At 64.0% G+C, this 22897-nt stretch carries 20 protein-coding genes and 1 pseudogene; 6 read left to right on the forward strand and 15 right to left on the reverse strand.

Annotation, left to right across the window (positions count from 1 at the left end; genetic code table 11):
• The first annotated feature begins 70 nt into the window (after positions 1-70).
• Positions 71-418 (forward strand): hypothetical protein, encoded by a 348-nt coding sequence (locus AB0H50_RS27330; protein WP_357457858.1) that lies wholly within the window; start codon positions 71-73, stop codon positions 416-418.
• 79 nt (positions 419-497) lie between these two features.
• Here the strand turns inward: AB0H50_RS27330 and AB0H50_RS27335 are convergent, their stop codons facing one another.
• From AB0H50_RS27335 to AB0H50_RS27360, 6 genes are all read right to left on the reverse strand, one after another.
• A complete protein-coding gene (locus AB0H50_RS27335) occupies positions 498-1796 on the reverse strand; it encodes a sigma-70 family RNA polymerase sigma factor (protein WP_357458340.1) in 1299 nt (432 codons plus the stop codon).
• A gap of 264 nt (positions 1797-2060) precedes the next feature.
• Complete coding sequence (locus tag AB0H50_RS27340; protein ID WP_357457861.1) at positions 2061-2330, reverse strand: WhiB family transcriptional regulator; 270 nt, start codon at positions 2328-2330, stop codon at positions 2061-2063.
• Positions 2309-6319 carry a type VII secretion protein EccCa gene (gene eccCa / locus AB0H50_RS27345; RefSeq protein WP_357457864.1) on the reverse strand — a complete coding sequence of 1337 codons (4011 nt, stop codon included), beginning with the start codon at positions 6317-6319 and terminating at the stop codon, positions 2309-2311. Before eccCa ends, AB0H50_RS27340 begins: the two co-directional genes overlap by 22 nt.
• Positions 6319-7869 (reverse strand): type VII secretion protein EccB, encoded by a 1551-nt coding sequence (eccB, locus tag AB0H50_RS27350; RefSeq protein ID WP_357457867.1) that lies wholly within the window; start codon positions 7867-7869, stop codon positions 6319-6321. Before eccB ends, eccCa begins: the two co-directional genes overlap by 1 nt.
• Before the next feature lie 3 nt (positions 7870-7872).
• Complete coding sequence (gene eccA / locus AB0H50_RS27355) at positions 7873-9633, reverse strand: type VII secretion AAA-ATPase EccA (protein WP_357457870.1); 1761 nt, start codon at positions 9631-9633, stop codon at positions 7873-7875.
• Between the two features lie 193 nt (positions 9634-9826).
• The gene (locus AB0H50_RS27360) at positions 9827-10789 is read right to left on the reverse strand and encodes an NlpC/P60 family protein (protein WP_357457872.1); all 963 of its coding nucleotides are present in this window, start codon (positions 10787-10789) and stop codon (positions 9827-9829) included.
• 162 nt (positions 10790-10951) lie between these two features.
• Here AB0H50_RS27360 and AB0H50_RS27365 point away from each other — a divergent pair, with 162 nt between their 5' ends.
• A complete protein-coding gene (locus AB0H50_RS27365; protein WP_357457874.1) occupies positions 10952-11845 on the forward strand; it encodes a hypothetical protein in 894 nt (297 codons plus the stop codon).
• A gap of 29 nt (positions 11846-11874) precedes the next feature.
• Here the strand turns inward: AB0H50_RS27365 and AB0H50_RS27370 are convergent, their stop codons facing one another.
• Positions 11875-12450: a hypothetical protein gene (locus AB0H50_RS27370; protein ID WP_357457876.1), complete on the reverse strand. Its 576-nt coding sequence runs from the start codon at positions 12448-12450 to the stop codon at positions 11875-11877.
• A 443-nt stretch (positions 12451-12893) separates the two neighbouring features.
• Between AB0H50_RS27370 and AB0H50_RS27375 the strand changes: the two genes are divergently transcribed.
• Genes AB0H50_RS27375 through AB0H50_RS27390 form a run of 4 tightly spaced genes read left to right on the forward strand, consistent with a single transcriptional unit; the run spans position 12894 to position 14692 of the window.
• Positions 12894-13232: a hypothetical protein gene (locus AB0H50_RS27375; protein ID WP_357457879.1), complete on the forward strand. Its 339-nt coding sequence runs from the start codon at positions 12894-12896 to the stop codon at positions 13230-13232.
• A complete protein-coding gene (locus AB0H50_RS27380) occupies positions 13229-14287 on the forward strand; it encodes a hypothetical protein (RefSeq protein ID WP_357457881.1) in 1059 nt (352 codons plus the stop codon). The genes AB0H50_RS27375 and AB0H50_RS27380 overlap by 4 nt, the downstream gene beginning before the upstream one ends.
• 28 nt (positions 14288-14315) lie before the next feature.
• On the forward strand, positions 14316-14477 hold the full coding sequence (locus AB0H50_RS27385; RefSeq protein WP_357457884.1) for a hypothetical protein: 162 nt from the start codon (positions 14316-14318) through the stop codon (positions 14475-14477).
• Positions 14478-14521: 44 nt separating this feature from the next.
• Complete coding sequence (locus AB0H50_RS27390) at positions 14522-14692, forward strand: hypothetical protein (protein WP_357457886.1); 171 nt, start codon at positions 14522-14524, stop codon at positions 14690-14692.
• 59 nt (positions 14693-14751) lie between these two features.
• Here the strand turns inward: AB0H50_RS27390 and AB0H50_RS27395 are convergent, their stop codons facing one another.
• The 8 genes and pseudogenes from AB0H50_RS27395 to AB0H50_RS27430 form a co-directional block, all read right to left on the reverse strand.
• The gene (locus AB0H50_RS27395; protein ID WP_357458364.1) at positions 14752-15933 is read right to left on the reverse strand and encodes a hypothetical protein; all 1182 of its coding nucleotides are present in this window, start codon (positions 15931-15933) and stop codon (positions 14752-14754) included.
• 306 nt (positions 15934-16239) lie between these two features.
• Positions 16240-16524, reverse strand: a pseudogene (locus AB0H50_RS27400) (type VII secretion target); the annotation flags it as partial.
• 67 nt (positions 16525-16591) lie between these two features.
• Positions 16592-18826, reverse strand: a complete 2235-nt coding sequence (locus AB0H50_RS27405) for a hypothetical protein (RefSeq protein WP_357457889.1) — start codon at positions 18824-18826, stop codon at positions 16592-16594.
• 50 nt (positions 18827-18876) lie between these two features.
• Complete coding sequence (locus AB0H50_RS27410; protein WP_357457891.1) at positions 18877-19188, reverse strand: hypothetical protein; 312 nt, start codon at positions 19186-19188, stop codon at positions 18877-18879.
• 811 nt (positions 19189-19999) lie between these two features.
• A complete protein-coding gene (locus tag AB0H50_RS27415) occupies positions 20000-20356 on the reverse strand; it encodes a hypothetical protein (RefSeq protein WP_357457894.1) in 357 nt (118 codons plus the stop codon).
• Between the two features lie 55 nt (positions 20357-20411).
• A complete protein-coding gene (locus AB0H50_RS27420; RefSeq protein WP_357457895.1) occupies positions 20412-21080 on the reverse strand; it encodes a hypothetical protein in 669 nt (222 codons plus the stop codon).
• Positions 21077-21421, reverse strand: coding sequence for a hypothetical protein (locus AB0H50_RS27425; RefSeq protein WP_357457897.1), 345 nt, complete (start codon positions 21419-21421; stop codon positions 21077-21079). The genes AB0H50_RS27420 and AB0H50_RS27425 overlap by 4 nt, the downstream gene beginning before the upstream one ends.
• A complete protein-coding gene (locus AB0H50_RS27430) occupies positions 21418-22833 on the reverse strand; it encodes a PPE domain-containing protein (RefSeq protein WP_357457900.1) in 1416 nt (471 codons plus the stop codon). The genes AB0H50_RS27425 and AB0H50_RS27430 overlap by 4 nt, the downstream gene beginning before the upstream one ends.
• Positions 22834-22897: the final 64 nt, after the last annotated feature.

A 22897-nucleotide genomic window follows, 5' to 3' on the forward strand; every position in this document is an offset into this window, starting at 1 on the left:
TAGTGTGACGCTATATAGCGGCACATTAAATAGTGACGCATTCGAGGTGAAGAGGTTTCCAATGGCCACCGTGTCCACAATCGCCGCGAAGACCTTCGCGGCGACAGCCGCCGTGATCGGCGCTCTCGCGATCGCTACCACCCAGGCGGCCGCCGAACCCGCGGACCGCACCCCAAGCGACACCACCGGGTGGCACCACATCGATCGGTTCGGCTTCCACCACACCGACCTGGACCCTCGGATGGAAGCCGAGCACCGCGATAACCAACGCGAGTACTACCGGCATCTGAACGCACCCGAAACCTCGATCGGCACAGCGACATCCGGCAGCAGCGGTTCCCAAACCTGGACCGCAGCCGCTCGCCCCGACGGCAACGGTTGGGTCGTGTGCAAACCACACGCCCGTCAGTGCGGCTAGGGTCAGGGTGATAGATCAGACCGGGCCCGCAACACGGTCAGTTGAGTAACACGCGCTCAGCAGCAGGCTCGTAGCGTAGTTACAACGGGTCCTCGCTGATTCTGCGAGAAAGCTCGGTGTGTAGAGCGTCATTGCGCGTAGCGGCGAGCGCCTGCCGCCAGGCTGTGTTGGCCGCTGCCGTCTCCCCAAGCCGATCAAGCAAGTTGGCATGCGCGGAATGCAGCGGTGCGTAGTCGGCCATCGTATCCGAGGCAAGGATTGGTTCCAGAAGCGCTAGGCCGGCACTCGGGCCCTCGGCCATCCCCACAGCGACGGCTCGGTTGATCTCTACGACAGGCGAGGGCAATACGCGAGCGAGCTCGCTGTACAACGCACTGATCTGGACCCAATCGGTCTGCTCGAAACTCGGTGCCTGGGCGTGCACTGCCGCGATAGCAGCCTGGATCTGGTAGGCACCGGGGCGCCCGTGCTCGAGGGCCGAATCGAGCAGTGCGGACGACTGATCGATCACCGAGCGATCCCATCGCGACCGATCCTGTTCACTGAGGGGCAGTGGGCGTCCGTCGGAGTCCTTACGGGTCGCGGCTCGCGCGTGATGCAGCTGCATGAGCGCGAGTAGCCCGGCGATTTCGGGGTCGTTCGGCAACAGCCGGTGCAGCAAGGATCCGAGCCAGATCGCCTCGTCACACAGGTCACCGCGCACAAGTTCGACGCCACCGGTGGCGGCATACCCCTCGTTGAACACCAGGTACACAACGCTGAGCACACCGGGTAGCCGAGCCTCCAGCTCCGCTCCGTCCGGCACTGTGAACGCGACCTCACCTCGGCGGATCTTCCGCTTCGCCCGCACCAGACGCTGCCCCAAGGTCGGTTCGGGTACCAGGAAGGCGTGTGCAATCTCCCGAGTGGTCAAACCCGCGACGAATCGCAGTGTCAAGGCGATGCGGGCGTCCAGAGGCAGTGCGGGATCGCAGCAGGTGAAGATCAGCTGCAGCAGGTCGTCCTCGACAAGCGTTCGAGGCCCAAACCGCCGGTCATCGGCCACCTCTGCGGCGCGTGAGAGGTCATCGCTGTGCTCGGTAAGCAGACGGTCGTGGCGGATCCGGTCAACAGCTTTGCGCCACGCGGTGACGTTGAGCCACGCGCCAGGTCGGGATGGCACACCGTCGCGGGGCCAGGTTCGGGCAGCAGCGACCAGTGCCTCTTGGACGGCGTCCTCGGCTGCTTCCAGATCGCCGTCGAGTCGCCGCGCGAGCGTCGCGACAACGCCTGCCCACTCCTCCCGGAAGATCCGGGTAAGGTCGGTCGTCGCCGCGTTTGTCCCCACCCGATCCGGTTCGTCGCACGTATCGTCATTGGCAACACACGGATCAGCCATGTCGTCCACTCTTCGCGCACTCCAGCACAATGCCGCCACAATTGCGAGCGGCTTCCCAGAATTGGGAAACCTACCGCAAAGGGCCCGCGCTCGCAGGTGATCCGCGGAGCCCTTTTCCCGACCGGCAAACGTCGCGGTGTCGAGCCTTGCCTACCAGGCACTCCCCGGTCAGTGGTCCTGGCCGGAACCCGCCGATCGGCGGCGGTGGGCAGGCACAGCCGTCGGGCGGAACGATCGTGCGGCGACTTCCCTCATGTGGAATTCCTAGGTCCCCGAGTTCAGGTGCAGCTGCCGCTCATCTTCTGACATGCCACCCCAGATGCCGAACGGCTCCTTGGCTGCCAGGGAATACGCTCGACACGTGTCCATCACCTCACAGGTCTGACACACCTGTTTCGCGTTGAATACCCGTGTCACACGCGCCAGCCCTCGCTCACCGTCCGGATGAAAGAACAGGTTGGGATCCGAGTTCCGGCACGCCCCTCGTTCCTGCCAAAATCCGAATCGCGCGGTCAGATCTGCGGTGGCGACCATGCGACCTGCACCAGGTCCTTACGGGAATTCATCGGCTCGACGAAGATTCCCCGCCCGGGCGGCTGCTTGGTGGGCCGGACGTCCCCGATGAGCATGCCGTCGAGTTTGGAGCCATCCATGATCAGTCCCGCGGAGTTCAGATTCTTCATCTGTCCGAGCACGTTGTCGTAGAGAGCGGTGTCGGCCTGGGCGATATTGCGAGCGGCGACAACATGCAGACCGGTGTCGCGGCCATCGACCAGGAGCTCCTTGATCGGATCGAGTGGATTCAACATGCCGCGCTGGGCGACCATGTGATAGTCGTCGATGAGGACGAACACTTCCGGTCCGCTCCACCACGACCGCTCGGCCAACTGACGGCTGGTCACTGTGTCCGGCGGACGACGGGTTCGGATCTTCGCCACCAGTGCCGGCAACGCCTCTTGAACATCCCGCTCATTGGTCAGGTGCCCGATCAGCATCTCCGCGGGCACGGACTCGATGTGTCGACGGCGGTAGTCGATGAGCAGCACCCGGGCCTGGTCGGCGTTGAACTGAGTGCGAATCGATTCCAGCAGTGCCGCGAGCACCGCCGACTTCCCACACCCAGACGACCCGAGGACCAGGAAGTGCGTGGAGACGCCGAAATCGATTGCCGCAGGCCCAAGGTCCGATTCTCGGACTCCGAACGGAACGACCAGCCGCTCGGCGATGGTGTGTGGCAGTGGGTATGCGATGCGAATGTCGGAGAGGCTGATCTGCGACGGCAGCAGTTTCACCTCCGGGGCCCGCCGTCCGGCGTAGCGTTCGCGCACCTGCGCGCATGCAGCGGCTAAGCCCTCGGCGGCGGATTCGGTGTCGCCGTTGCCGTCGGTGCGCGGCAACGCGGTGAGCATGTGCAGCGCGTCGGAGGAGATGCAGCGCCCGGGGCGATTTGCCGGAATCGCCGCCACCACAGCGCGGTTGGTGGTGAAGACTGTATCGGTGAGGTCACCGAGCCGCATCTCGAGCCGGGTCTGCAGCATGTCCTTGATCGCCGGCCGGATTGCCAACCATCGCGAACTGGTCAGTACCAAGTGCACTCCGAAGTTGAGGCCCTGCAGCGCAATCGATTCCATGACCGCGGAGTACTCGTCGAAATAGGGCCCAGATGTAGCGAAGCCGATGTCCCAGCCATCGATGACCAGGAACACGTCGCCGAACGGGTCACGTGCGTCCCAGGGCGGCTTCTCGCCGGAGTTGCGCAGAGCACGGAACTTGCGCGTAGTGTCGATGCCGAACTCCGCAAATAGTGCCTGTCGGCTTTCGATCAGACCGGTGATCAGGGCGATAGTGCGCCGAATGCGGTCACCCTCTCTGGCCGTGGCCACCGAACCGACATGTGGTAGATCCCGCATAGCCGATAGCGCGCCGCCGGAGAAGTCGATGCAATAGAACTGCACCTGCTCGGGAGTGTGCGTCAATGCCGCAGAGAGGATGAAGGTCTGCAGCGCCGTCGATTTGCCGGATTGCGTGCCACCGACGATCGCCAGATGCCCCCCGGCCGCCGACAGGTCGGCCGACCACACATCCTGGCGTTGCTGACGAGGGCGGTCCTGAACCGCCATCGGTACCCGCAGCGACCCGGGTGCCACCGTGGCGGTCAACTGATCGAGCGTCGGTGGAATGTTCAGCGGCGGCAACCACATTCGGTGCGCCGGTCGACCGTGCCCGGCAAGTCTACCCAGTACTGTCTCCATGACGGTGATCGGTTCGGCGTCGGGCGACTCCGGCTCCGCGGGGGCAGGTTCCGGCGGCCGGACCATACGGGCATCGGTGATCGACGTGCAGGTGAACAGCTGCGGTGGCCGGTAGCCGCCGCCGGCACGCCGTGCCCGGCTCTGCGCGGTTGCCGTCGCGGCGGTCGCCGGCGCGCTGTAAGGGTCGCCTACGTAGGCGACCTGGAAGCGTTGCAGATCACCGGAACCGACCCGAAGGTATCCCGAGCCTGGTTTCTTGGGCAGGTGGTAGGCGTCGGCGGTGCCGATCGCGTCGCGGGAATCGCTGGTCTGGTTGGTACGCAGGGCAACCCGGTAGGACAGGTGCGCTTCCAGCTCACCCATCCGGTTCATCGGCACCTTCTGTGACGACAGCAGCAGATGGATACGGAGCGAGCGCCCGAGCCGCCCAATGGCCACGAACAGCTTCGCGAAGTCCGGGTACTGCTCCAGCAACTCGGCGAATTCGTCGAGGATGATGAACAGTGTCGGCAACGGTGCGAAGTCGGCGCCCTGCTCGCGAGCGCGCTCGTAGTCGGCGACGTTGGCGAAGTTGCCGGTATCACGCAGAATTCGTTGCCGTCGTGCCATCTCGCCGTTGATCACGTCCTCCATACGGGTGACCAGATCGGCTTCTTCCTCCATGTTGGTGACCACGGCCGTCACATGTGAGAGGCGATCGAATCCGAGGAATGTGGCGCCGCCTTTGAAATCGACCAGCAGCAGGTTCAGCGAGTCGGGGGAATGTGTCGCGACCGCCGATAGCACCAGCGTCCGCAGGAACTCCGATTTGCCGGATCCGGTTGCGCCGATGCACATTCCGTGCGGTCCCATGCCGTCCTCGGCGGACTCTTTGATATCCAGATAGACCACGCCGCCGGCAGGGTCGTAGCCGAACGGGATGTTCAGGCGCGCCCGGTCGCTGTCGCGTCGCCGTGGCCACTGTCGGGCGGACGTGACGTCCCCCGGATCGGAGATGCCGACCATCTCTTCCCATGTCGTACCACCGCTGGCGTGCTCGGCCGCCACGGCCTCGACCAAGGTGGTCAGCCGATACGGCGAAATCCGATGCGCCAGAGCGGTCATGGCGGCAACCGATAAGACATCCGCTGTACCGATGTGGCGGACGCCGCGAGTGGTGATCTCTTTGAGCGCGCGGTCGGATTCGACCGTGAACGACAATGCCCGGGGCAGTGCGTGGTCCACCGGGCCGAGACGGATCCATGTGCAACCGTCGATCCCGGAGATATCGCGTTCGGCGGCCGCTCCGCCTCCGTCGACGATGAGCAGGAAGTGCTTTCGGTCCTGGGCAGGTTCGCTGTTGGCGGAGAACGGACCGCGATTGAGCCCAGTCAGCACCTTCGCGCGCAGTTCACCGACGCTGCCGTATACCATCCGGTCCGAACCGATCGCATCGGTGTCGCTGGGGTGTTGGACATGCGGAAGCCATTTGAGCCACGCCCAGTCCGGTGTATCTGGTTCCGGCAGTACCGCGGCTACTGCCACCTGGTCGGGGCCATGCAGGACCACTGCCTCGGCGACGATCGCCCGCACCAGCGCAGCCACAGCGTTCGGGTCGCCGTCGAAACACACTTGTGGGGCCGAGAGCATGTTGATAGCCACCGGCATGCCACCGACTGTGGAGTATGCCTTCGCGAAGCGTGTAAGTTCCACAACGCCAACGGGATCCAGGTCCGCAGTGGGTGCGGCCTCGGGCGTAACCACCCGCACCTGATTGGCGATGCGCCCGCGCCCGACCCGGAGCCGAAGAAACTGCGGGCTGGCAACCTGGACTTCCCACATGCGCTTGCCACCGATCAACCGGCCGACTGCGGCGGGCCCGGGGTGGATGTGTTGCAGGTACTCGTACAACGCGACTTCGGCTTCGTGTACCGACTTGCGGTTGTCGATGAGGCTGCGCAGGTAGTCCTTGCGCTCCTCGTTGAGACCCGCGGCCGACGCGCCAGCCGAATTGCCGCCCAGCGCACCCCCCATCATGCCGAATACCGAAACCAGCATCATGATCGGAAAGAACATCGCCATCGGCGACGTCGCCATGCCGCCGCGGAACATCATCACCGTCATACCGATGGTGGCCGACACCATTACCACCGGCAGGATCATTCGTAGTTTCGACGGCGGCACCGGTTTGGGCAGTTCTGTCGGTGGTTGCAGCCGCAGCTCGGTGACCGCGGGGGCTTTCGGCCCGCTGGCCGGGCGAGCCGGGCGGACGAATCGACGAATAGTGGTCATCAGGGTGTGCCGTCGAGACCTCGTGCCGACCCATTCACAGGTATCCCGTCGTGTTGAATTCGGGCATCGCGTTGGGACAGCGTGGGGCCGACCGCGAACAGCGACACGATGCTCCACGGCGCAACCACCGGGTTACGCAGGTTCAGCGCGGTCAGGGTGGGATCGCTGCGCTCCGCCGGATTGGCGTCGATGCCGTAGCGGACACCGCTGTCGGAGATCCAGAACAGCGATTCCCGGCGCGGTGAATCCGGTTCGGTCCCAGTCACCTGCACGAACCTGCCGGTGTTTCGCGGCAGATACACCGCGTCGGCGGTGGCGCCGCGAGAGGCCGGGGCGGTGACCAGACTGACGGTCTGCGTGAGCGCCGTCTCCGGCAACGGCAGCCTGCTACCTGCCAAAAGCACAGTGGCAGAAGCAGAGTCACCGCTACCGCGCGCCCAGCGGTAACAGGTCACCCCGATCCGAACCGGGTCGACCAACCGGATCGGGTCGGTCGGGAACGAGGCGGTGCCTGGCCACGTGCCCGAGCGCAGATTCGCCGCGATCACGTCCGGGCCTACGGTTCGCGCCGATACCGTCCCCTGGGAGCTGGCGTTGCGAACCATCGCCGCGACGACGCTACTGATCCGCACCACACCCGAGCGTGACACCAGGTAGTATGCTGCTCCCCGGTCGATGTCGATCGCAGGTACCGTCAGCACCGAACCGACGGCAACCTCCGGACCCGACGCCAAAGTGACCGGTTCACCGGCGCCAGGCACGTCAGGCACCCGCAGCGGCGGTGCCTCGGGGATCGCGTTGATGAATCCCTTCGACACAGCGAGAACCGGTGCGGTGGAGTCGATTCCGAGAGCCATCGTGACCGCTGAATTTCCCAGGCTGACGGAAGCTCGAACCACCCCCCTCTCGCTGTCCCGGTACACCAGCCACGTGGTGGTGTCATCGCGCAGCAGTCGGGCCGCGGCGCCAGTGAGCTCACCCACCGTGGCGCCGTCGACGACGAGCGGACCGCCGATAACCGTGGTCCGCACCGGCGATAACGCGGCCGACGGGAGCCCGGTCGCTGGATCGAGGGGTGCTCCCGGCTTGGCTTGATCACAAACTGTCCACGAGGAATCACGGTCGCCGGAGTCGACGATCTGACCAGGTGCACCCGGGATACCCACCCACGGTCCGCGCGGATATTTCGCCAGCTCTTCCCGCGACACTCGAACCGGATTCTCGGCTGCTCCGACGATCAGCCGGGCAGAAGTCAGATTCAGAGCCGGATGCAGCCGACCGCCCAGTCGCACATAGAGTGCGCCGCTGTCCTTCTCCGAGACAATGCGGGCGTTCCCGACCAATTTTGCCGGTTTGAAGAATGCGAGCACCGCGGCGCCGACAACGCCGACACACGCGAGTGCCAACCCGATCATGAGGGCGGTGGACCGGCCCTGCTGTGGGTCGTCGCGCATCGACACATCCCGCCGCACCAAGGCGTGCTCGATTCGGCGCTGCAGGAACCGCCAGCCTGATATCTGGTGTTTCGTTACGACCCGGAAACGTGCCATCGCTCACCCCGCTGCGAACGGCGTCGATCCCACCAGTGCCGCAGTGATGTCCGCGGCGTCGATCACCATCAGCTCTTCGTCGGTGAGCGTCGCGATATCGACCGTGGTCTTGGTGAAACGATAGTCGCGTTCCGCTTCAGCGGCTTCGATGACATTGCGAACGAATCGGCCGTTTCCGGCCAGGTCGATGAGGCGGCGACCATTGCGGTGCTGACCGACCATGTGTTCACAACGTTCGAGCAATACAACGCGAGCTTCCTCCGATAGCCGCGAGTCCTTGTTGCGCGCCACATGCTCCGCGATCTGCACCAGTTCGCCGGCCTCGTAGCTGGCGAACCGGATCCGCTTGGTGAAGCGGGACGCGAGTCCATCGTTGGAGGCCAAGAAGCGGTCGATCTCTTCTTCGTAGCCGGCGATGATCACCACTAGTTTGTCGCGATCGTTCTCCATTCGGGCCAGCAGTGTGTCGACGGCTTCCTTGCCGAAGGCGTCACCGCCGGACAAACCCTCCTGGATCAAGGTATAGGCCTCATCGATGAACAGCACCCCGCCCAGGGCTGAATCGATCAACCCGTTGGTTTTCGGCGCCGTCTGACCGAGGTGGGTGCCGACCATGTCGTTGCGCGAAGCCTCGATCACGTCGGCATTCTGGGTGACCCCCAGTCCCGCGAAGATCTTGGCGATCACACGCGCGATCGTCGTCTTACCGGTGCCCGGCGGACCGGAGAAGATCAGGTGGCGCGAGCGGGATTCCACCGCCAACCCGCGGCGGACACGTACCTGATCCATCTGCACCCCCGAACGCAGTCGATCCACCTGCTCCTTGACCGACGCCATCCCGATCTGCGCGTCGAGCAGCTCGGACGCTTCGGCCAGCAACCGGCTACGTGTCTCGGTCGCCGTTCGCGCCGCCACCTCGACCGGATCGTCGCCGGACCTCGGATCCCACAGATCGGCGCGGGAACCGATCACCTCGGGTGTGGTCACCGCTAATCGATACGACCGATCCCGCACCGCCCGCTGCCATTCCGGGCGCTCCGACCACAGACTCGATCCTTGCAAACCGGCGAGGACCCGATCAGCGGCATCCGAGTCCCCTTTCTGCCGCAACAACATTCCGACCAGGAAGTGCGCATCCGCCCACAGATACGATCGGTTGCCCGACGAGCTGTCCTCCACGACACGCTGGGCACGCGGCATCGACTCGCCGAACCGCCCCAGATGCGCCAGCGACTGCGCGGCCATGAGCTCGGCGGCGATATCGAGCAGGCTGTCCTCGAGAACCGGATGCTCGGTCCGAGCCGCGATCACCTCGGGCCAGCGGCCAGTCCGGAAATACAGTGATAGACGCACGAAATCCGCGACCTCATCGCTGCGGACGTCGTCGAGAATCGCGGCCGCTTCGTGCCATTCCCCACCTGCGGCATATGAGCACGCTTGCGCAAGCGCGATCTGGTCACGATCGGACATAGCGATGCGCAGCCCGTACACACCGACTTCGACCTGACACCACAGCGAGCGATCAGCCAGCCCCGCCCGCTGCTGATCCCTATAGAGATTGTGCACCGACCGATACGCGCCGTAGATCACTTCGCTGGTGACCTCTCCCGCCATCGCCCGACCTAGCCACGCATCGCACATGTCCGGATCGAGATCGGTCGCTGCCCGAAACGCCGCCGACGCATGCTCCTGGTTGCGTATCCCTCCGGCGACCAGCCCCAAGCACTGAACTCCTGTATAGAACGCTTCCTCGGCCGCTGACACTCGGGCTACCCTTTCGCCGATCTGGTCGTAGCGAACGATAAGCCGGAATTACGTTGCAGCACAGGTGAGCTCTTCCCAGCGACGGGAAGGACGGACCCGAAAAACCAAAGTTGACCATAGTCGCAGCCGCCACCCATTCCTGGAAACGAGCTATCGCTGGACGGCTGACAGACGACACGCACGGATTCGATTACTACGCGTCTCGATCGGATCCGATTACCCGGACCACAACAGCATCTTTGGGCATACGGGACCATTTCACCGTCGATCCCGAGTACGGGGCCTCGATAACCAAACCGTTGCCGGCCGCTAGCTGAACATGCTCCGGCCCCCTCGCACCCCACGAACCGGCTGGGAATACCAGATCACCAGGGCGCACATCCGCCATGGACACCCAGACACCGCTATGGATTTGATCGTAGGTTGTACGCGGCAATACCACCTCGCCGTGTGTCGCCTCGGCGATCGCGTATTGCGTCAACCCCGAGCAATCGAATCCGCCGCCGCTCGGCCCACGACGCCCACTTCTATCCCATCCGCCTCCACCCCAAACATACGGCGTGTCAAGCCAATCGGCCGCAGCCTCTACCGCTTGAACACCATTTGGGAGATCTCTCACCGTCCGGCTTCTCAGCCGGCGCGCCGCCCGCGACGTCCGGCGCGGACGGCCCGATACCCGGTGCTGCCGACGCACCGGCGTCGGCAGCACCGGGGGCACGATTTCAGCGGCCTGCGCGCGAACCGCATTCAGATCGGAGTTCACCCGATTCGTCGCGGTATCGATGGCCGCCTGCGCGGTGGACAGGAGCGCTGGCATCGTGAACCGGGAGACCCCGAGCGATGCCAATGTCTGCGCTCGTGACTCGAATCCGGCGATGATGTCGCCCAACCGATTTCGCCCGCGCATGAGATCCAACCCCGAGCGCCCGACCACGGAGTGAATCACACTGTCGTGCCCGCCGTGCGCATCAGCCGTCGCCGCATGCCAACCCAACGACTGGTCGTAACCAGCCGATATCGATCCGAGGGACGCCTGCATGTCCAGCCGCCCCATCGTAGGCAACACACCCGGCCCGGCCGCCGACCCACCCCCTCCATATACACCGTAGAGCGAACGCAAAACCGCGTGCACATCTCCCAGCAGTGCCTGCGTCATCAGACCGACTCACATTCACTCACATCCGACCACCTTTCCGATTCGGAACCGCTGTTTACAATCGTCCCCAACAGCGCAAATCCCCCCTTCCCAATATCGAGAAGGAGAGACAATGAAGGGCGCCTTCAGGAGGCGATGTGCAGCGGAATGACTAGGAGAGCGATGGTTTCCTCCAATACTGGGCAGACACAGCCGGGGACGAGGCGGCGATCCGGACCAATTATCAGCTTGCACGTTCCAGGTGGCGCGCATGAGGTGTTGAAGGCTCTTATCCCAGCCGTTGAGGCCAAGATTCAAGCATTGGTCAACATGCTCGGATCCGGGACCCCTGGAACTCCCCAAGCTTTCGCGAAGGCACTGGAGCTACCCGATTTTGAAAGCCTGGACTTGAGCACCACCGCCGACCAGCACCAATGGATTGTAGAACGTTTGAAGAACCGTACCGCAACCATCAGGACGCTCGACGAAACTACTCTTAAGACAGCAGTCATCGTCTCCGATCAGAACGAATTGATACTCGAGTCCATCGAGGGCACCGTAAACACGCTCAATGAGAACCTTAAGAAGGTTGGCAACGGTAAAACGTCCGCAGACACAGACAAAAATATCCTGACTTGGCTCGACCAGGCGCTGAAGGTTGTGGACGAGGCCGTTAACGGTGGCTTGAATCTGGTCGATGACTGGGCACAACTTCAGAATGGTAGCGCCGAGATCGCCAATACCGTCAACCCTGCCGCGAATGCCGGCGGAGGCGGGGGCGGAGGTATCGAAGGCCTTATATCAGGCCTTGCCCCCTTGGCTGCAATGATTGCGATGCAAGCTCCGCAACTCATCGAGGCATTCACAAAAGATAAGGATCAGGATGACTCAGACAAGGACAAGGACAAGGGTGACGGCACTTCCGCAAATGATCCGGTCAAGGACAAAAAGCCAGACGAGAAAGAAGAACAGAAAGGTGAGAGCGCCACTGGCAAAGCCGACGAGGACAAGGAGGGTCAATCCGATAAGTCGGGAGATGTCGAGAAAGAGGATCAACCCGCGGCGACGGGCAGCTAGCGCGAGTCTCCCATGGGTGGAGACACACTCTAGACGTCAGGGTTTATATCATTCGCCAAAGTGCCTAGTTTACTCGCCACAGCCGCCGATGCATCGACCACAATACAATATGCTGCACGGAACCCGGAATGGCACATATACAAAAGTGTCAAAACTTCATACTCCTGAGTCGCCGACAATCTGGGATACAAGTTGTATTCACGGGACATCAATTTGGAGTTGAAGTCTCCGCCGGCATATCGAATCTGCTGGATAGAAATATCGATCAGATCGGCGAGCTCGATAATATGCCGGTTAACTTCTTGGTCGAGAGCAGCAAACTTAATTTGTTCGACACCTAAGATGGCCACACCCGACTCATATGAAGTCGTGGTGTCGCCGGAAAGCGATCCCGACATATGGAACAGATCGCGAGCTCCGCCATCGTAGAATTCAGAACTGAAAATCGGTGGTGGCGGCTTTCCGCCAATCCTGGAGTTACTCAGATGTCGCAGCCCGTCCTGGATATCGGCTTCGGCTTCGATAATCGCTTTAACAACCTTCGAGGACGCGCCACTGGGTATAGAGAGGGTCACAAGTGACGTTCTGTCCGATTCCGACTCCATATTTGCAACCCTCCATTTTTTCTCGGATCCATCCAGCCCTCCTGAACCACCTCATTCTGCCGTCTTCTCACGGCTGGGACGGAGCGCGGCGAGACACCGTCGAATTGCAGGAAACTTGCACTACGAATCAGCCGACCATGCCGGGCCACTCCTGCAGCAGCTGCACGCGGGGCTGGCCGGGCGTCCTCGAATGGCTTGACGAGATCGCCCCGAGCGGACGGCGTCTGGCGATGGTCCGATGACCACCGTACAACCAAGCCCGCGATCCGACTGACCCGCAACCGACGAGAAGCTGCACGGCGGCGGCACGGTGATGTTCGGCACACCTTGGCGACTCCCGTCGTGTTGCAGCCTGCTGGGCCGCCCGACTCAGGGGGCAAGGGCTAAATCCCAAAGTTCTTCCCAGAGCTGGATGTTTGCTGGAATCCTGCCACGCTACGTCCATGCGACGCCTTCAACGCAGCCCGTTGGAAATCGTGCCCGCTGCCGCTGAATTGTGGGATGGCGAGCAGGAGGTCGGTTTTCTGGCGCGCGTCTTCACCCAGACGTCGTTGCCGTACCGCGACCCGGGGGGCCGCTTCGTCGGCTGGGTCGGAGACGCCCGCGAATGGCGCGGCAACTGCCACGGCGGCTGCCGATGGCATGCGGCCTGGCGTGAGGACGGCGACGGCGCGGCCCGGTGGAACACCTTCGAAGGCGGCAGCGGCAAGGGGCACCCCACCCGTAAGGCTGCGCTCGCCGCACTACTCGAGCAGATCGTCCTTGCCTCGGCGGCCCGGTGAGGGCTACCGCGATAACCCGGCGTATCACCGTCGCCCTCGCCACCGCGACGCTGCTGTGCACCGGCGCGGCTTGGGCGGCCAGCACAGCCCGTGCGGAGACCTCGCCGATACCAGCGCCGACCGGACAGGCCATGGTTGGCCGCGTCGAGGTGACTCTCGCAGCGGGGGCTCGTGCGATTCCCGTGTCGGTCTGGTACCCGACCGCCGTCACCGGTGTAGCGCCGTACATTCCGGCGTCCTCGGCCACGGCACGAGTCCAGCTGGCCGGGCAGGCGGCGCTGTGGCTGCGAACCCCAACCGCCGCCCCGGCGATGACCGCCGCCGTCCTGCCGGTAGCCGAGGGCGCGCCCGTCGCCGATAACGGTCTGCCGGTGGTGATCTGGTCGCCCGGGCTGGGCACGCCGCGCTGGCTCGCCTCCGGCCTGCTGATGGAGCTGGCCTCACGCGGATACGTCGTGGTGGCCATCGACCACGCTGGAGAAGCACCGGCCGTCGAAGTAGGTGGGCGCGTGCAAGCCGGATCACCGCCGGACGCCAGCGACACGGCATTCTTGCAGCAGGCGTTCGACATCCGCGCCGCCGACGCCCGCCTGGTGCTCGACCGGCTCCCGACGCTGCCCATCGTCGGCGACAGCATCGACCTTGGTCGGGTGGCGATGGCGGGCCATAGCTACGGCGGGCAGACCACGGTGTCGGCCATGGCCGCCGATCCCCGGATCCGCATCGGCGTAGTGCTCGACGGGCCGGCCAGGTGGGACGGCACCAACGCGGCGCCCGACGTCGACCGGCCGGTTCTGCTGCTCGCGTCCGGCGCGACGCTGCACGCATCCTGGGCTGCCACGAGAGCGGTGATCGCGACGATCGCGGACGCCGGGCACTACAGCGGCACCGACTTGCCCGCGTTCGGATGCGGCGTCGACCTGTGCGGCACTATCGATCCGGCTCGCGGCGCGGCTCTCATGCGGTCTGTCGTCACGGTGTGGCTCGACCAGCAGCTGCTCGACCGCACCGCATCGATGCCCGTGGATCCGGTGCTGCGCTGGCGGGTGCGATGAGCGCCGGCTCGTAACGCTGACCTTCACTGTGTCCGACGAGCTGCGGCGCATCTTCGACTACGAGCTCGACTTCGTGCTGAACACCGCGGAGGCGATGCTGGTCTGGCTCGAGCGGAACGGTGGCGGATTCGCCTGCGACGGCACGGAACCGCGGCCGTTCTTATCGACCCGGCACGCGCCTGCAGCGTGATCAGATCGCCCGAGGTGATAGAGGTCGTCGCTGGACTCGTGACGTTGACGTTGACCATCGTTGAAGAGACGGCGGGAACCGTCACGTCGGACCCCCAGCACCCCGTTGCGGTAGATATCCAATCAGCACGTGCCGCCACCGAACTGGCTGTTCGCGACGGTCGTGGCCGCATGGCGGCAATCTCCTTCGCGGTTGAGGTGGTTCATCCAATTTGAAATCCACAGAGAATCTGCTGACAGGCAACAGCGTCCCCTCGCCTACGAACGCCCCTGGGTCAAGCGTCTGTACGGCGCGGTCCGGTCACGTCACGATCCGCGACCGCAATCGGGGGCGGAACCGTGTCCGACGGCGCAATGACCACGCCGCCGCTGGATGCCGCGCCGCCGACCTGCCGTGTGTCGCCCACCGACACCTGCACCGGGGCCGCGGCGAATATCGGGTGTCGAACGATCTGGTCGTGTGCGTAGGTCGCGTCGCGTAGGTGCTGTCTGGTCTGCTCACCTTCCAACAGCAGAACCAGCTCGTCGCATCGGCGTTCGAACACCAGTTGGCTCAGGACCGGATCAGCGGAATCGGCGCGGAGTTGGCCGAGTTCCACCCGGCCCACATCGGCCCGGCGCGGCACCATGGCAGCCGCCAACAAATGATCGGCATCACGCAGTTCCTCCCACCACGAGGAGGGCACCTGCTCACCGGCCTGGATCACAGCGAGGATGCGTTCCCGCATGATTCGTGCCTCAGCAGCTGCGGGCGGGCCCTGACCCAGGCGCTCATGCGCCTGCACCGCGAGTTCGATGCATTTCTGGCGCAGGCGTGAGTCCTCCACCGCCGCAGCATTTTCCAGCGCTGGAGCGGAACCTGCCACTCTGAGCCGGTCCGCGGTGCCGGACGCCGGAACCCGCAGATCTATATCGAAGGTAGGACCGACCATCCCAGCTACGGCCACCTCGTCCAGGCGAGCGCGCAGGCTCGAATCGATCGGGCCCGAGGATGCCAACGCCGAAAGCCGGGCATCGGCCAGCGGCCCCCACATCTCAGCGAACTCCACCAGGATTCGGGCCGGATCCGAGATCCCCTCCCAGCGCACGCTAGCACGCCCGTCTCCGTCATCGGCGCCGAGAACCTCGTCCCACAGCCACGGCGTGGACACCTCGTGCGGCAGGAACAACCCGGCAGGCAACCAGCCGCGGCCCTCGTTGGAGGTTATGAACACACCTGTCCCGGATGGGCCGCGCATTACCGCGACCGCCCAGGAAAGACCGACCACCGACCCGTCGACCGCGGCCAGCACTGCACCCAGGAGTGTTCGCGCGAGAACCAGGTCGTCGTTCACCTCGTCGCCCACTACATAGCCCGCACCGGTCGCCTTGTCCTTGGCCGCCGCAACCGCTGCCGCGAAGGGAGTCGGCACGAAGGCCGGGGCCGAATCGGACCGCGCTGCCGCGCCGGAGTGCATTGCTCCTGAGTTACGATCATCTATCGATCCGGCTCCACCGCCCGGCAGTACAGGCCCGGGATCTTGCACCGGTCCGCTGATCGTGCCGGATGGCCCCTGGTTACCCGGCTGTGGGCCACTGCCACCAGCGTGTGACGAAGAGCCGTTGTCGGCTACCGGGTTCAAGGGAGGCGTTGCGCCCGGGCCGGCACTGCGGCCCCCGGTCGCCGAATCAGCAGGCTCGCCGAAGTGCGAACCACCTGGCGGGTTCCCCGACAATGAGGACGGGGTCGGGTCAAACGGCTGTCCGGCTTGCCGGATCTGCGCGCCGCTGTCGGCATCGACGTGTTCGAAGGCAGCGGCAGAGGCGCGCAAGGAATCCGCGGTGTAGTCGTGCTCGTCAGCCAGAGCGTATCCGGCACGCTGCCGCGCGTCGTAGTATCCGTCCAGCGCCTTTTTCACGTCTTTTGCGATCGTGCCGTAGTTGTCCAGAAACTTGTCCAACCATTCGTGTGGCGGTTCTGCCCACTTCCGGATGTCGTTCGCGTGGTTATTGTGCTCGTTCGCCAACCGGCGCAGCAGTTCAGGATCGATGTCCAGCCGGTCCGCCACGTCCGATCACTCCTTCTTTACTGCTGGGCCAATTCATTGTCCGGCACTCCCTACCATGGGAACAGGCCTAACTCGTCACTGAAAGTCCTTGGCGGCGTATGCTATCCGCGATGTGCCCGTAGGCATACACGGCGTCACGGAGACATTGCCTGTCCGGCTCTTCAGCCAGCAGCAGCGCCAGTTCATCGCATCGCCGTTCGAACCCCATCGCTCTGCTCAGCTCCGCATCCGACACGCCGGAACCGGGTCGACGTCCCGCGGCATCCTCAGACCGCAACTGGCCCAATGGTATCCGTGCCACATCAGCCCGCCGCGTCGGCATTGATGCCGCCAGCAGATCGTCAGCGTCACGCAGCTCCGACCACCGCTCCTCGGACACCCGCTGCCCTTGTCGGATCGTCGACAGGATTCGCGCCCGCACCTCCGGGACACCGAACAGCTCACTCGAGGACTTCCGCTCGATGCCTACTCGGGTGTGCGCGTCGCACGCCAACTCGACGCATCGCATCTCGATGCCCTCGTCGGGTACGCCCGCGACCTGGTCCAACAGCCGTGACGACGCCAACAGGCCAAGGCGATCGACCAACCCGGGTGCAGGCCGGCTGAGATCCAGCACCGACGCGGGCGTCACCTCGCCCACCACCGATACATCGCCCAACTGGCGCCGCATCGAGTCCACGATCACCGCTGACGAGGCCAGCGCGGACATGCGGGCGCCACGCTTCGCACCCCAGCCGATACCGAACTCCGCCAATATTCTCGCGGGGTCCGAGACATTCTCCGACGCAACATCATTCCACTGAGACCAGACCCACGGTGTCGACATCTCGCGCGGCAAATACAGGCCGGCCGGAAGCCATCCGCGGCCTTCGGTCGAAGTCACGAACGCGCTGATCCCGCTTTGGTGACGCATGATCGACACAGCCCAGCTCGGGCCGATCACCGGTTCTCCAGTCGCCGCGAGCACCCCGCTCAATATGGTCCGTGCGAGAGCCAAGTCGCCGTCGATCTCGTCGCCGACCACGAACGATGGCGCCGCGGCCGTGATCATCACACCGCCGACAGCTGCCCGAATCAGCTCATCGCTACTCGCTGGGTTCGCCGGTTCGGGTGCGGGCGGGTCAGCCTGACCACGAGGATGCCCAACAGCGGACCCTCCAGGCCCGGAAGGCGCCATTCGCACCCCGCTGAACGGCGCGAAAGTGGCAGGACGTCGCGGCGACGACGTGACCCCACCTCCGGAACCCGACGCCACCGCGGGTGCGGTCGACTGGCCGACGACCGCACCGGTTCGGGCGGTTACGGGGCCGGACCCGGCCCTGCCATCCCCACCCGCCACACCTGTCGCCAGCGGCACAGGCCCGAGCTCCATCCCGGTGCCCGCGGTCACCGCATACGCGAACGACGAAGGGAAATCGCCTGTGCTCCTGGTTGTGTCGGCAATGTCCGCGCTCGGAGCCGAACCGATGCGGTTCCCAGCAGATCCGTCAATCGGCGCGGCAGGAGCGGGTCCTGACGTTGCGGGAACTCCTCCCGATCCGCTGTCTGTCGGCCCACCATGAACCTCGCTGGGCGTCCGTGGCGAAATCGACGCGGGCACACCAGCCCCTATGTGTGGACCACTCTCGCTTTCACTCTGCCAGTAGGGCGAGTGGTAAAGACTCGCCATGACCGGTCCTCCTGTCGGACTCGGTGTGACCCCCGTCGTGGTGGAAGCCCCACCGAGCTGGCCGTCGCCCTGCGCCCAGGGCATCAACGATGGCCCGGTCACTGGACCCGGTGTTACGCCCGATCCGCCGGGCAGGGAGGTGAGCAAGGCCTCGGGGGCGAGGTGAGGAAGCTGGGACAGCGCAGAGCTGACCAGCTCCTCCACTTCACCGCGCGCGGCATCGACAGCTCCGGCAACCTTGTCTCGATAGTCGACGTCGGCCTTGTCGAACCCGGAAATCTTAGTTCTCGTACGATCGACGATGTCGGTAATCCTATTTCGGATCTGGCGGAACAAATTCGCGCATTCCTCGAGAAATCGCCCACAATGGGTTAGGACGTCCCGGTATGCCTGAGGATACAGGCGCTGGCCCAGCATCTGATCCTCGAGCTCACGCAACAGCACGCTCTCACGGACCGTCGAATGGAAGACCTGGTAGGCGTTCTCGGCGGCCTGCGCATCCAGCATCGACGCGCCCTGACTCGCGAAGGTCGCCAGCTCGTTCCACAGCGCCGGATCGATTGTGGGCCAGGCATCCCCGACGATTGCCTGCCAGTACGGACCCTGGTCACCCGCACCCGCATCGTCTGCCACGCGGCTCCCTTCGGTTGCGGCTGGATCGTCGTACCACCACCGCGGGCGGGTCAGATCGACTGCTGCAGTTGAATACTCGCAGCGGCGGCGGAATCTGCAGCAACCAGTGCATCTACCGCCGCCCGTACACCCAGCGCCGTCGCTGCCACACCGGACTGGTGCCCCTGCGCCGCAACCTCCACCGTGGTCAGGCCGGCACGAAGGACCGAAGCCAGTTCACGTTCGAGTTGCGACTGCGGAGATCCACCCGAGATGGACAGCTTCCGTACGGTTTCCACGGCCTGCCAGATTGCTGTCGTCACAGCTTCCTCGAACGTCGCCGCCGCGGCACGAACCCGATCCGGATCGTCGATATCGACCATGGCGTTCCACTCCCATCGTCCAGACTGCGTCCGTCACCAACTGACACGCTGTCGATGGCTTGGTCCCCACCATAATCCGGATCTTCCGGGCTTCTCAAAATTGGGGACACGAGCGAGTAGCGTTGGCGCTCGAACTATATACTCAGAAGCTGATCATCATTCACACTCGGCGCATATTCGAACAACTAACGCCAGAGGGTACAATGAGCAAAGTTATCGATCGCTATTGGACCATAGCACTCCCGATTCCCCGGGGGGCATCGCCCGATCTCAAAGGTCTGATTGATTACACCAGCTACGTTCTCCAGATCTGGGTAGACACCCTAGCGCCTGGATCCACGCTCCCGCCAAAACTTGATGATAAGCCCCAAGGTGGGTACCGAGGCGAGGATCAGGGAACTTCTGGCAACGGGGATTCGATGATCAGTTACCAAGAACATCTCGACCACCTGCAATCGACAGAGTCAATTATTCAAGCCAACCATAGCAAAATTCACACAGAACTTTCCGAGTTGGAGCGAATTAGACTTGAAACCTTGCACGTATTCAGAGATCAGATCGATAACCTCGACAAGAATTTGAGACTTCACGACCGGATTCCACTCCCACTAGATATCGATCAGGACATTCAGCGCAGAGTGCGAGAAACGTGCACCGTACTGGAGGAAACGTATTGGGCAGCCATACGACGTATGCGTGACATCGCCCAAAATATCAATTGTAGTGAGGTATCAGCTCAATCCATCACAGCACCATAAGGACTCCCGAAATATTACCGAATATTGACGTTCGCATCGGCATCTCGCCCCTTTCAGGACGAGGTGCCGAATTCGGCGTTCTCCGCAGCCCGGTACGCTGCTTCGGTTGGCAGTCCGAACGAGTCGATCGTGTAAGGCTGAACCCCACTGCGCTCCATCTCGCCTCGGACCCCGACCCGCGACTTCATGTGCGCCAGTTTCGCGATCCGTAGGACCTCCGCCGCCAGCCAGGTGTCGCCTTGTTCCCGGGCGTGATCGGTGATGTGCAGGCCGACCATTTCACCTTCCCGATCGCATGCGACACCGACGGTGCTGTCGGGGTTGAAAACCTCGTAGGTCCTGGCATGCCAGTCCGGCGCTCGGGTGCCCTCGTCGGCATCCCCTGTACCGGTGGTATACGGACTCGTCATCTTTCACTCTCCGAATGTGGTTGGCAGTAGCCAGTTTCGCTCCCGCGTCTGAGCTCTAGTTGCCGGATGCGGTGGTCAGGGTCGATGCCAGAGTGGTCCATGAGTTGTCTCCGATCCGCAGGACCTCACGCAAGCGCCAGAAGCGCGAGCCCAAATACATCTCCCCGGCGCCGTCCGCGGCGACATCGAGATGATCGGGGCCCTCATCGATCGCGTTGAGGGTCACAGTGGTGACTGGTGGGCGGCGATCGTCGACATTGATGATCATGGCGTCCGCACCAGGAATATAGGTACGCCGGTACCGGGCGGCACCCGTGACCGCCACGGCGGCGCTGTTGGTGGTGAGAGTGATCTCCGGATTGAGCAGCAATTGCATCACCCAGGCTCGTGCTGCTTCCGCGGGCTGGTCGGCATTGATCGAGATCCCCAGCGAGGTCGCCAGATCGACGACCAGAACCGCGTCGGAGACGGTGACACCGATGATCACCAAACGGCGCGCCGAGCCCTGCGGGTGCGGCAGGTCATCGGCAGCGAGCGTGAAAACATCCGAACCGGCGCCGACACTGGTCGTCGGATGGGCGGTCACAGTTCCGGTGGCCACGTCGACGGTATATGCGACAACAGGATTCGACATGCGCGCAGCGACTCCGACCAGCCGCGGCAGACCTTCCTCATGCAGCCAGCGCACCGTATCGGAGACTGTGACCTGCCCGGTCTCGGTCATACCGACGACTCCGCTTCGCTGCCGACCGGAGCGACGTCGCTGGAGAACGTGGCCGACTCCATGATTGCCTTGTGCTGACGTGCCGCGTCCGCCGCGCTCTCCCTGATCGCCGCCATGATCTCGGCAACCAGGTCGGCGGCGGTGAACCGGGCACAGGTACCGGGCGCGAGATACAGATCGGTGAGCCGACCCATCGCGTCGACCTCAGGGATCACCCCACCACCGGGGGAGGGCCGCCGGGCGCGGACACGGTCGATACGTTCTCGCATGTCGGCGATGCGGTGCCGCAGGTCGCGGGCAGCGTCTAGTGCTGCCTGCACGTCGGGATGGATGTCACTCATGCGATACCTCCGGATTGAGACGATGCCTGCTGGCCCGGTGTCGGTGGTGTCACGGCCGGGGCGATCGTCGGCCTCTCACCGATCACCAGCTCGGTGTACGGGGTGCTGTCGACGTACATGAGCCGATCAGGATGCCACGCGACCACGCGGCTGCGTTCGTTGCTTCCTGTCCCCGCACCGGCGGTGCCCGGCGCCATGGGCATGTACGGCGTCATCGGCATCCCGTTGCGCCCGTAAGCCGAGTTCGATGACGAGGAAGCCGTGAAGGGCTCGATCACCGAGGCACGTGGCATCGCCGAGGTGGCGCCGGCCGTCGTCATTGCGTTGACCAGCGGGGTGGGCGTCCATACCGATCCCGGGGCAGATTCCTCGCCTCCACCGATATCAAGGCCTCCGCCGCCGGACCCCCCACCTCCCCCCAGTGCCGGATAGCTGTCGAGATAGTCGTCGTAACCGAATTCGTCTATGTCGTCCGAAAGATTGTCGCCCAGATCGAATCCGTTCGCAGACATCGCGCTCATCAGGGCTGGCAGCATAGAGGCGAGCATGCTCATATCGCTGCCTCCGGAACTTCCGCCCGACCCGGATGCAGTATTCACCGCATTCCCGTATTCTCCAGCAGTTTCGGCCGAGCGCGTAGTCTGCTCTCCGAGTTCGGCAAGCGCCTCCTGTGCGGTGAGCTCGTCCTTAGCCCGCACGGCTGCCAGCAGTTTCTTGCGTGCTGCGAGGATCTCCTCGGGAGTTGGATGCTTGGCTTGGGCGGCGGTGAAAGCGGCGGTGTAAGTGTCGATGTCATTGGCGAGCAACCCCAGCCCGGTACCGAGCTGATCCATCCAGGACTGGTGACGGTTCAGGTTCTCGGCCACCGTCTCGCCGACCGGTGTCCAGTTGCTCATGACCGAGGAGGCCACGCCGAGGCCATCACCAGCCGTGGCGTAACTACCGGTCAGGAACGACCGCAAATCGCCAGAGTACTGAGCCGCCGCCGCCGGCCCCGGGCCCGCGCGCAACTGCCGGGCGAAGGTCAGCGGATCCACCGACTCACCGACCGCACCCTTCATGGTGAACTGCTGCGCTCGCCACGGCGCGAGAGCTTCCACAAGTGTGACCGGGTTGGCGACCAGGTCACCGCCGCCACCGCCCAGCAATGCTGCGCTGTGATCGTCGGTCGTACTGTATTCCGCGGCGGCGGCTCCGATTTCGTGCGCATGCCGCAGTACCTCATTGAGCACCGCGATGATGCCGTTCGACAGCGCCGTCGCATGATTGTTCAGCTGCGGCACCAACTGGGCGGAGATGGGATCCGACCCCGCAGGCACCACACCACCAGCAGGCAAGGCCGCCCCGAGGTCGCGCGCCAATTCGGCGAGTTTCACCGCGATTGTCGTCAGCTCCGATGGGTCGACCTCCACCCTCGCCTCCTCTCACCGCCCCAGCCAACGATCCCGATCCGAATATCACGAATGCCGAACCGAT

The organism is Nocardia sp. NPDC050793 (assembly GCF_040654065.1).
In the GTDB taxonomy this organism is placed as follows: domain Bacteria; phylum Actinomycetota; class Actinomycetes; order Mycobacteriales; family Mycobacteriaceae; genus Nocardia.

Bases quoted from the DNA above. Each gene is read 5' to 3' on its own strand.
- AB0H50_RS27340 (WP_357457861.1), bottom strand. From the start codon at position 2,330: ATGGTCGCCACCGCAGATCTGACCGCGCGATTCGGATTTTGGCAGGAA.
- AB0H50_RS27410 (WP_357457891.1), bottom strand. From the start codon at position 19,188: ATGGTCGATATCGACGATCCGGATCGGGTTCGTGCCGCGGCGGCGACG.
- AB0H50_RS27415 (WP_357457894.1), bottom strand. From the start codon at position 20,356: ATGACGAGTCCGTATACCACCGGTACAGGGGATGCCGACGAGGGCACC.
- AB0H50_RS27420 (WP_357457895.1), bottom strand. From the start codon at position 21,080: ATGACCGAGACCGGGCAGGTCACAGTCTCCGATACGGTGCGCTGGCTG.
- AB0H50_RS27335 (WP_357458340.1), bottom strand. From the start codon at position 1,796: ATGGCTGATCCGTGTGTTGCCAATGACGATACGTGCGACGAACCGGAT.
- eccB (WP_357457867.1), bottom strand. From the start codon at position 7,869: ATGGCACGTTTCCGGGTCGTAACGAAACACCAGATATCAGGCTGGCGG.
- AB0H50_RS27370 (WP_357457876.1), bottom strand. From the start codon at position 12,450: ATGGAGTCGGAATCGGACAGAACGTCACTTGTGACCCTCTCTATACCC.
- AB0H50_RS27395 (WP_357458364.1), bottom strand. From the start codon at position 15,933: ATGCACTCCGGCGCGGCAGCGCGGTCCGATTCGGCCCCGGCCTTCGTG.
- AB0H50_RS27425 (WP_357457897.1), bottom strand. From the start codon at position 21,421: ATGAGTGACATCCATCCCGACGTGCAGGCAGCACTAGACGCTGCCCGC.
- AB0H50_RS27360 (WP_357457872.1), bottom strand. From the start codon at position 10,789: ATGACGCAGGCACTGCTGGGAGATGTGCACGCGGTTTTGCGTTCGCTC.
- AB0H50_RS27365 (WP_357457874.1), top strand. From the start codon at position 10,952: ATGGTTTCCTCCAATACTGGGCAGACACAGCCGGGGACGAGGCGGCGA.
- eccCa (WP_357457864.1), bottom strand. From the start codon at position 6,319: ATGACCACTATTCGTCGATTCGTCCGCCCGGCTCGCCCGGCCAGCGGG.
- AB0H50_RS27375 (WP_357457879.1), top strand. From the start codon at position 12,894: ATGCGACGCCTTCAACGCAGCCCGTTGGAAATCGTGCCCGCTGCCGCT.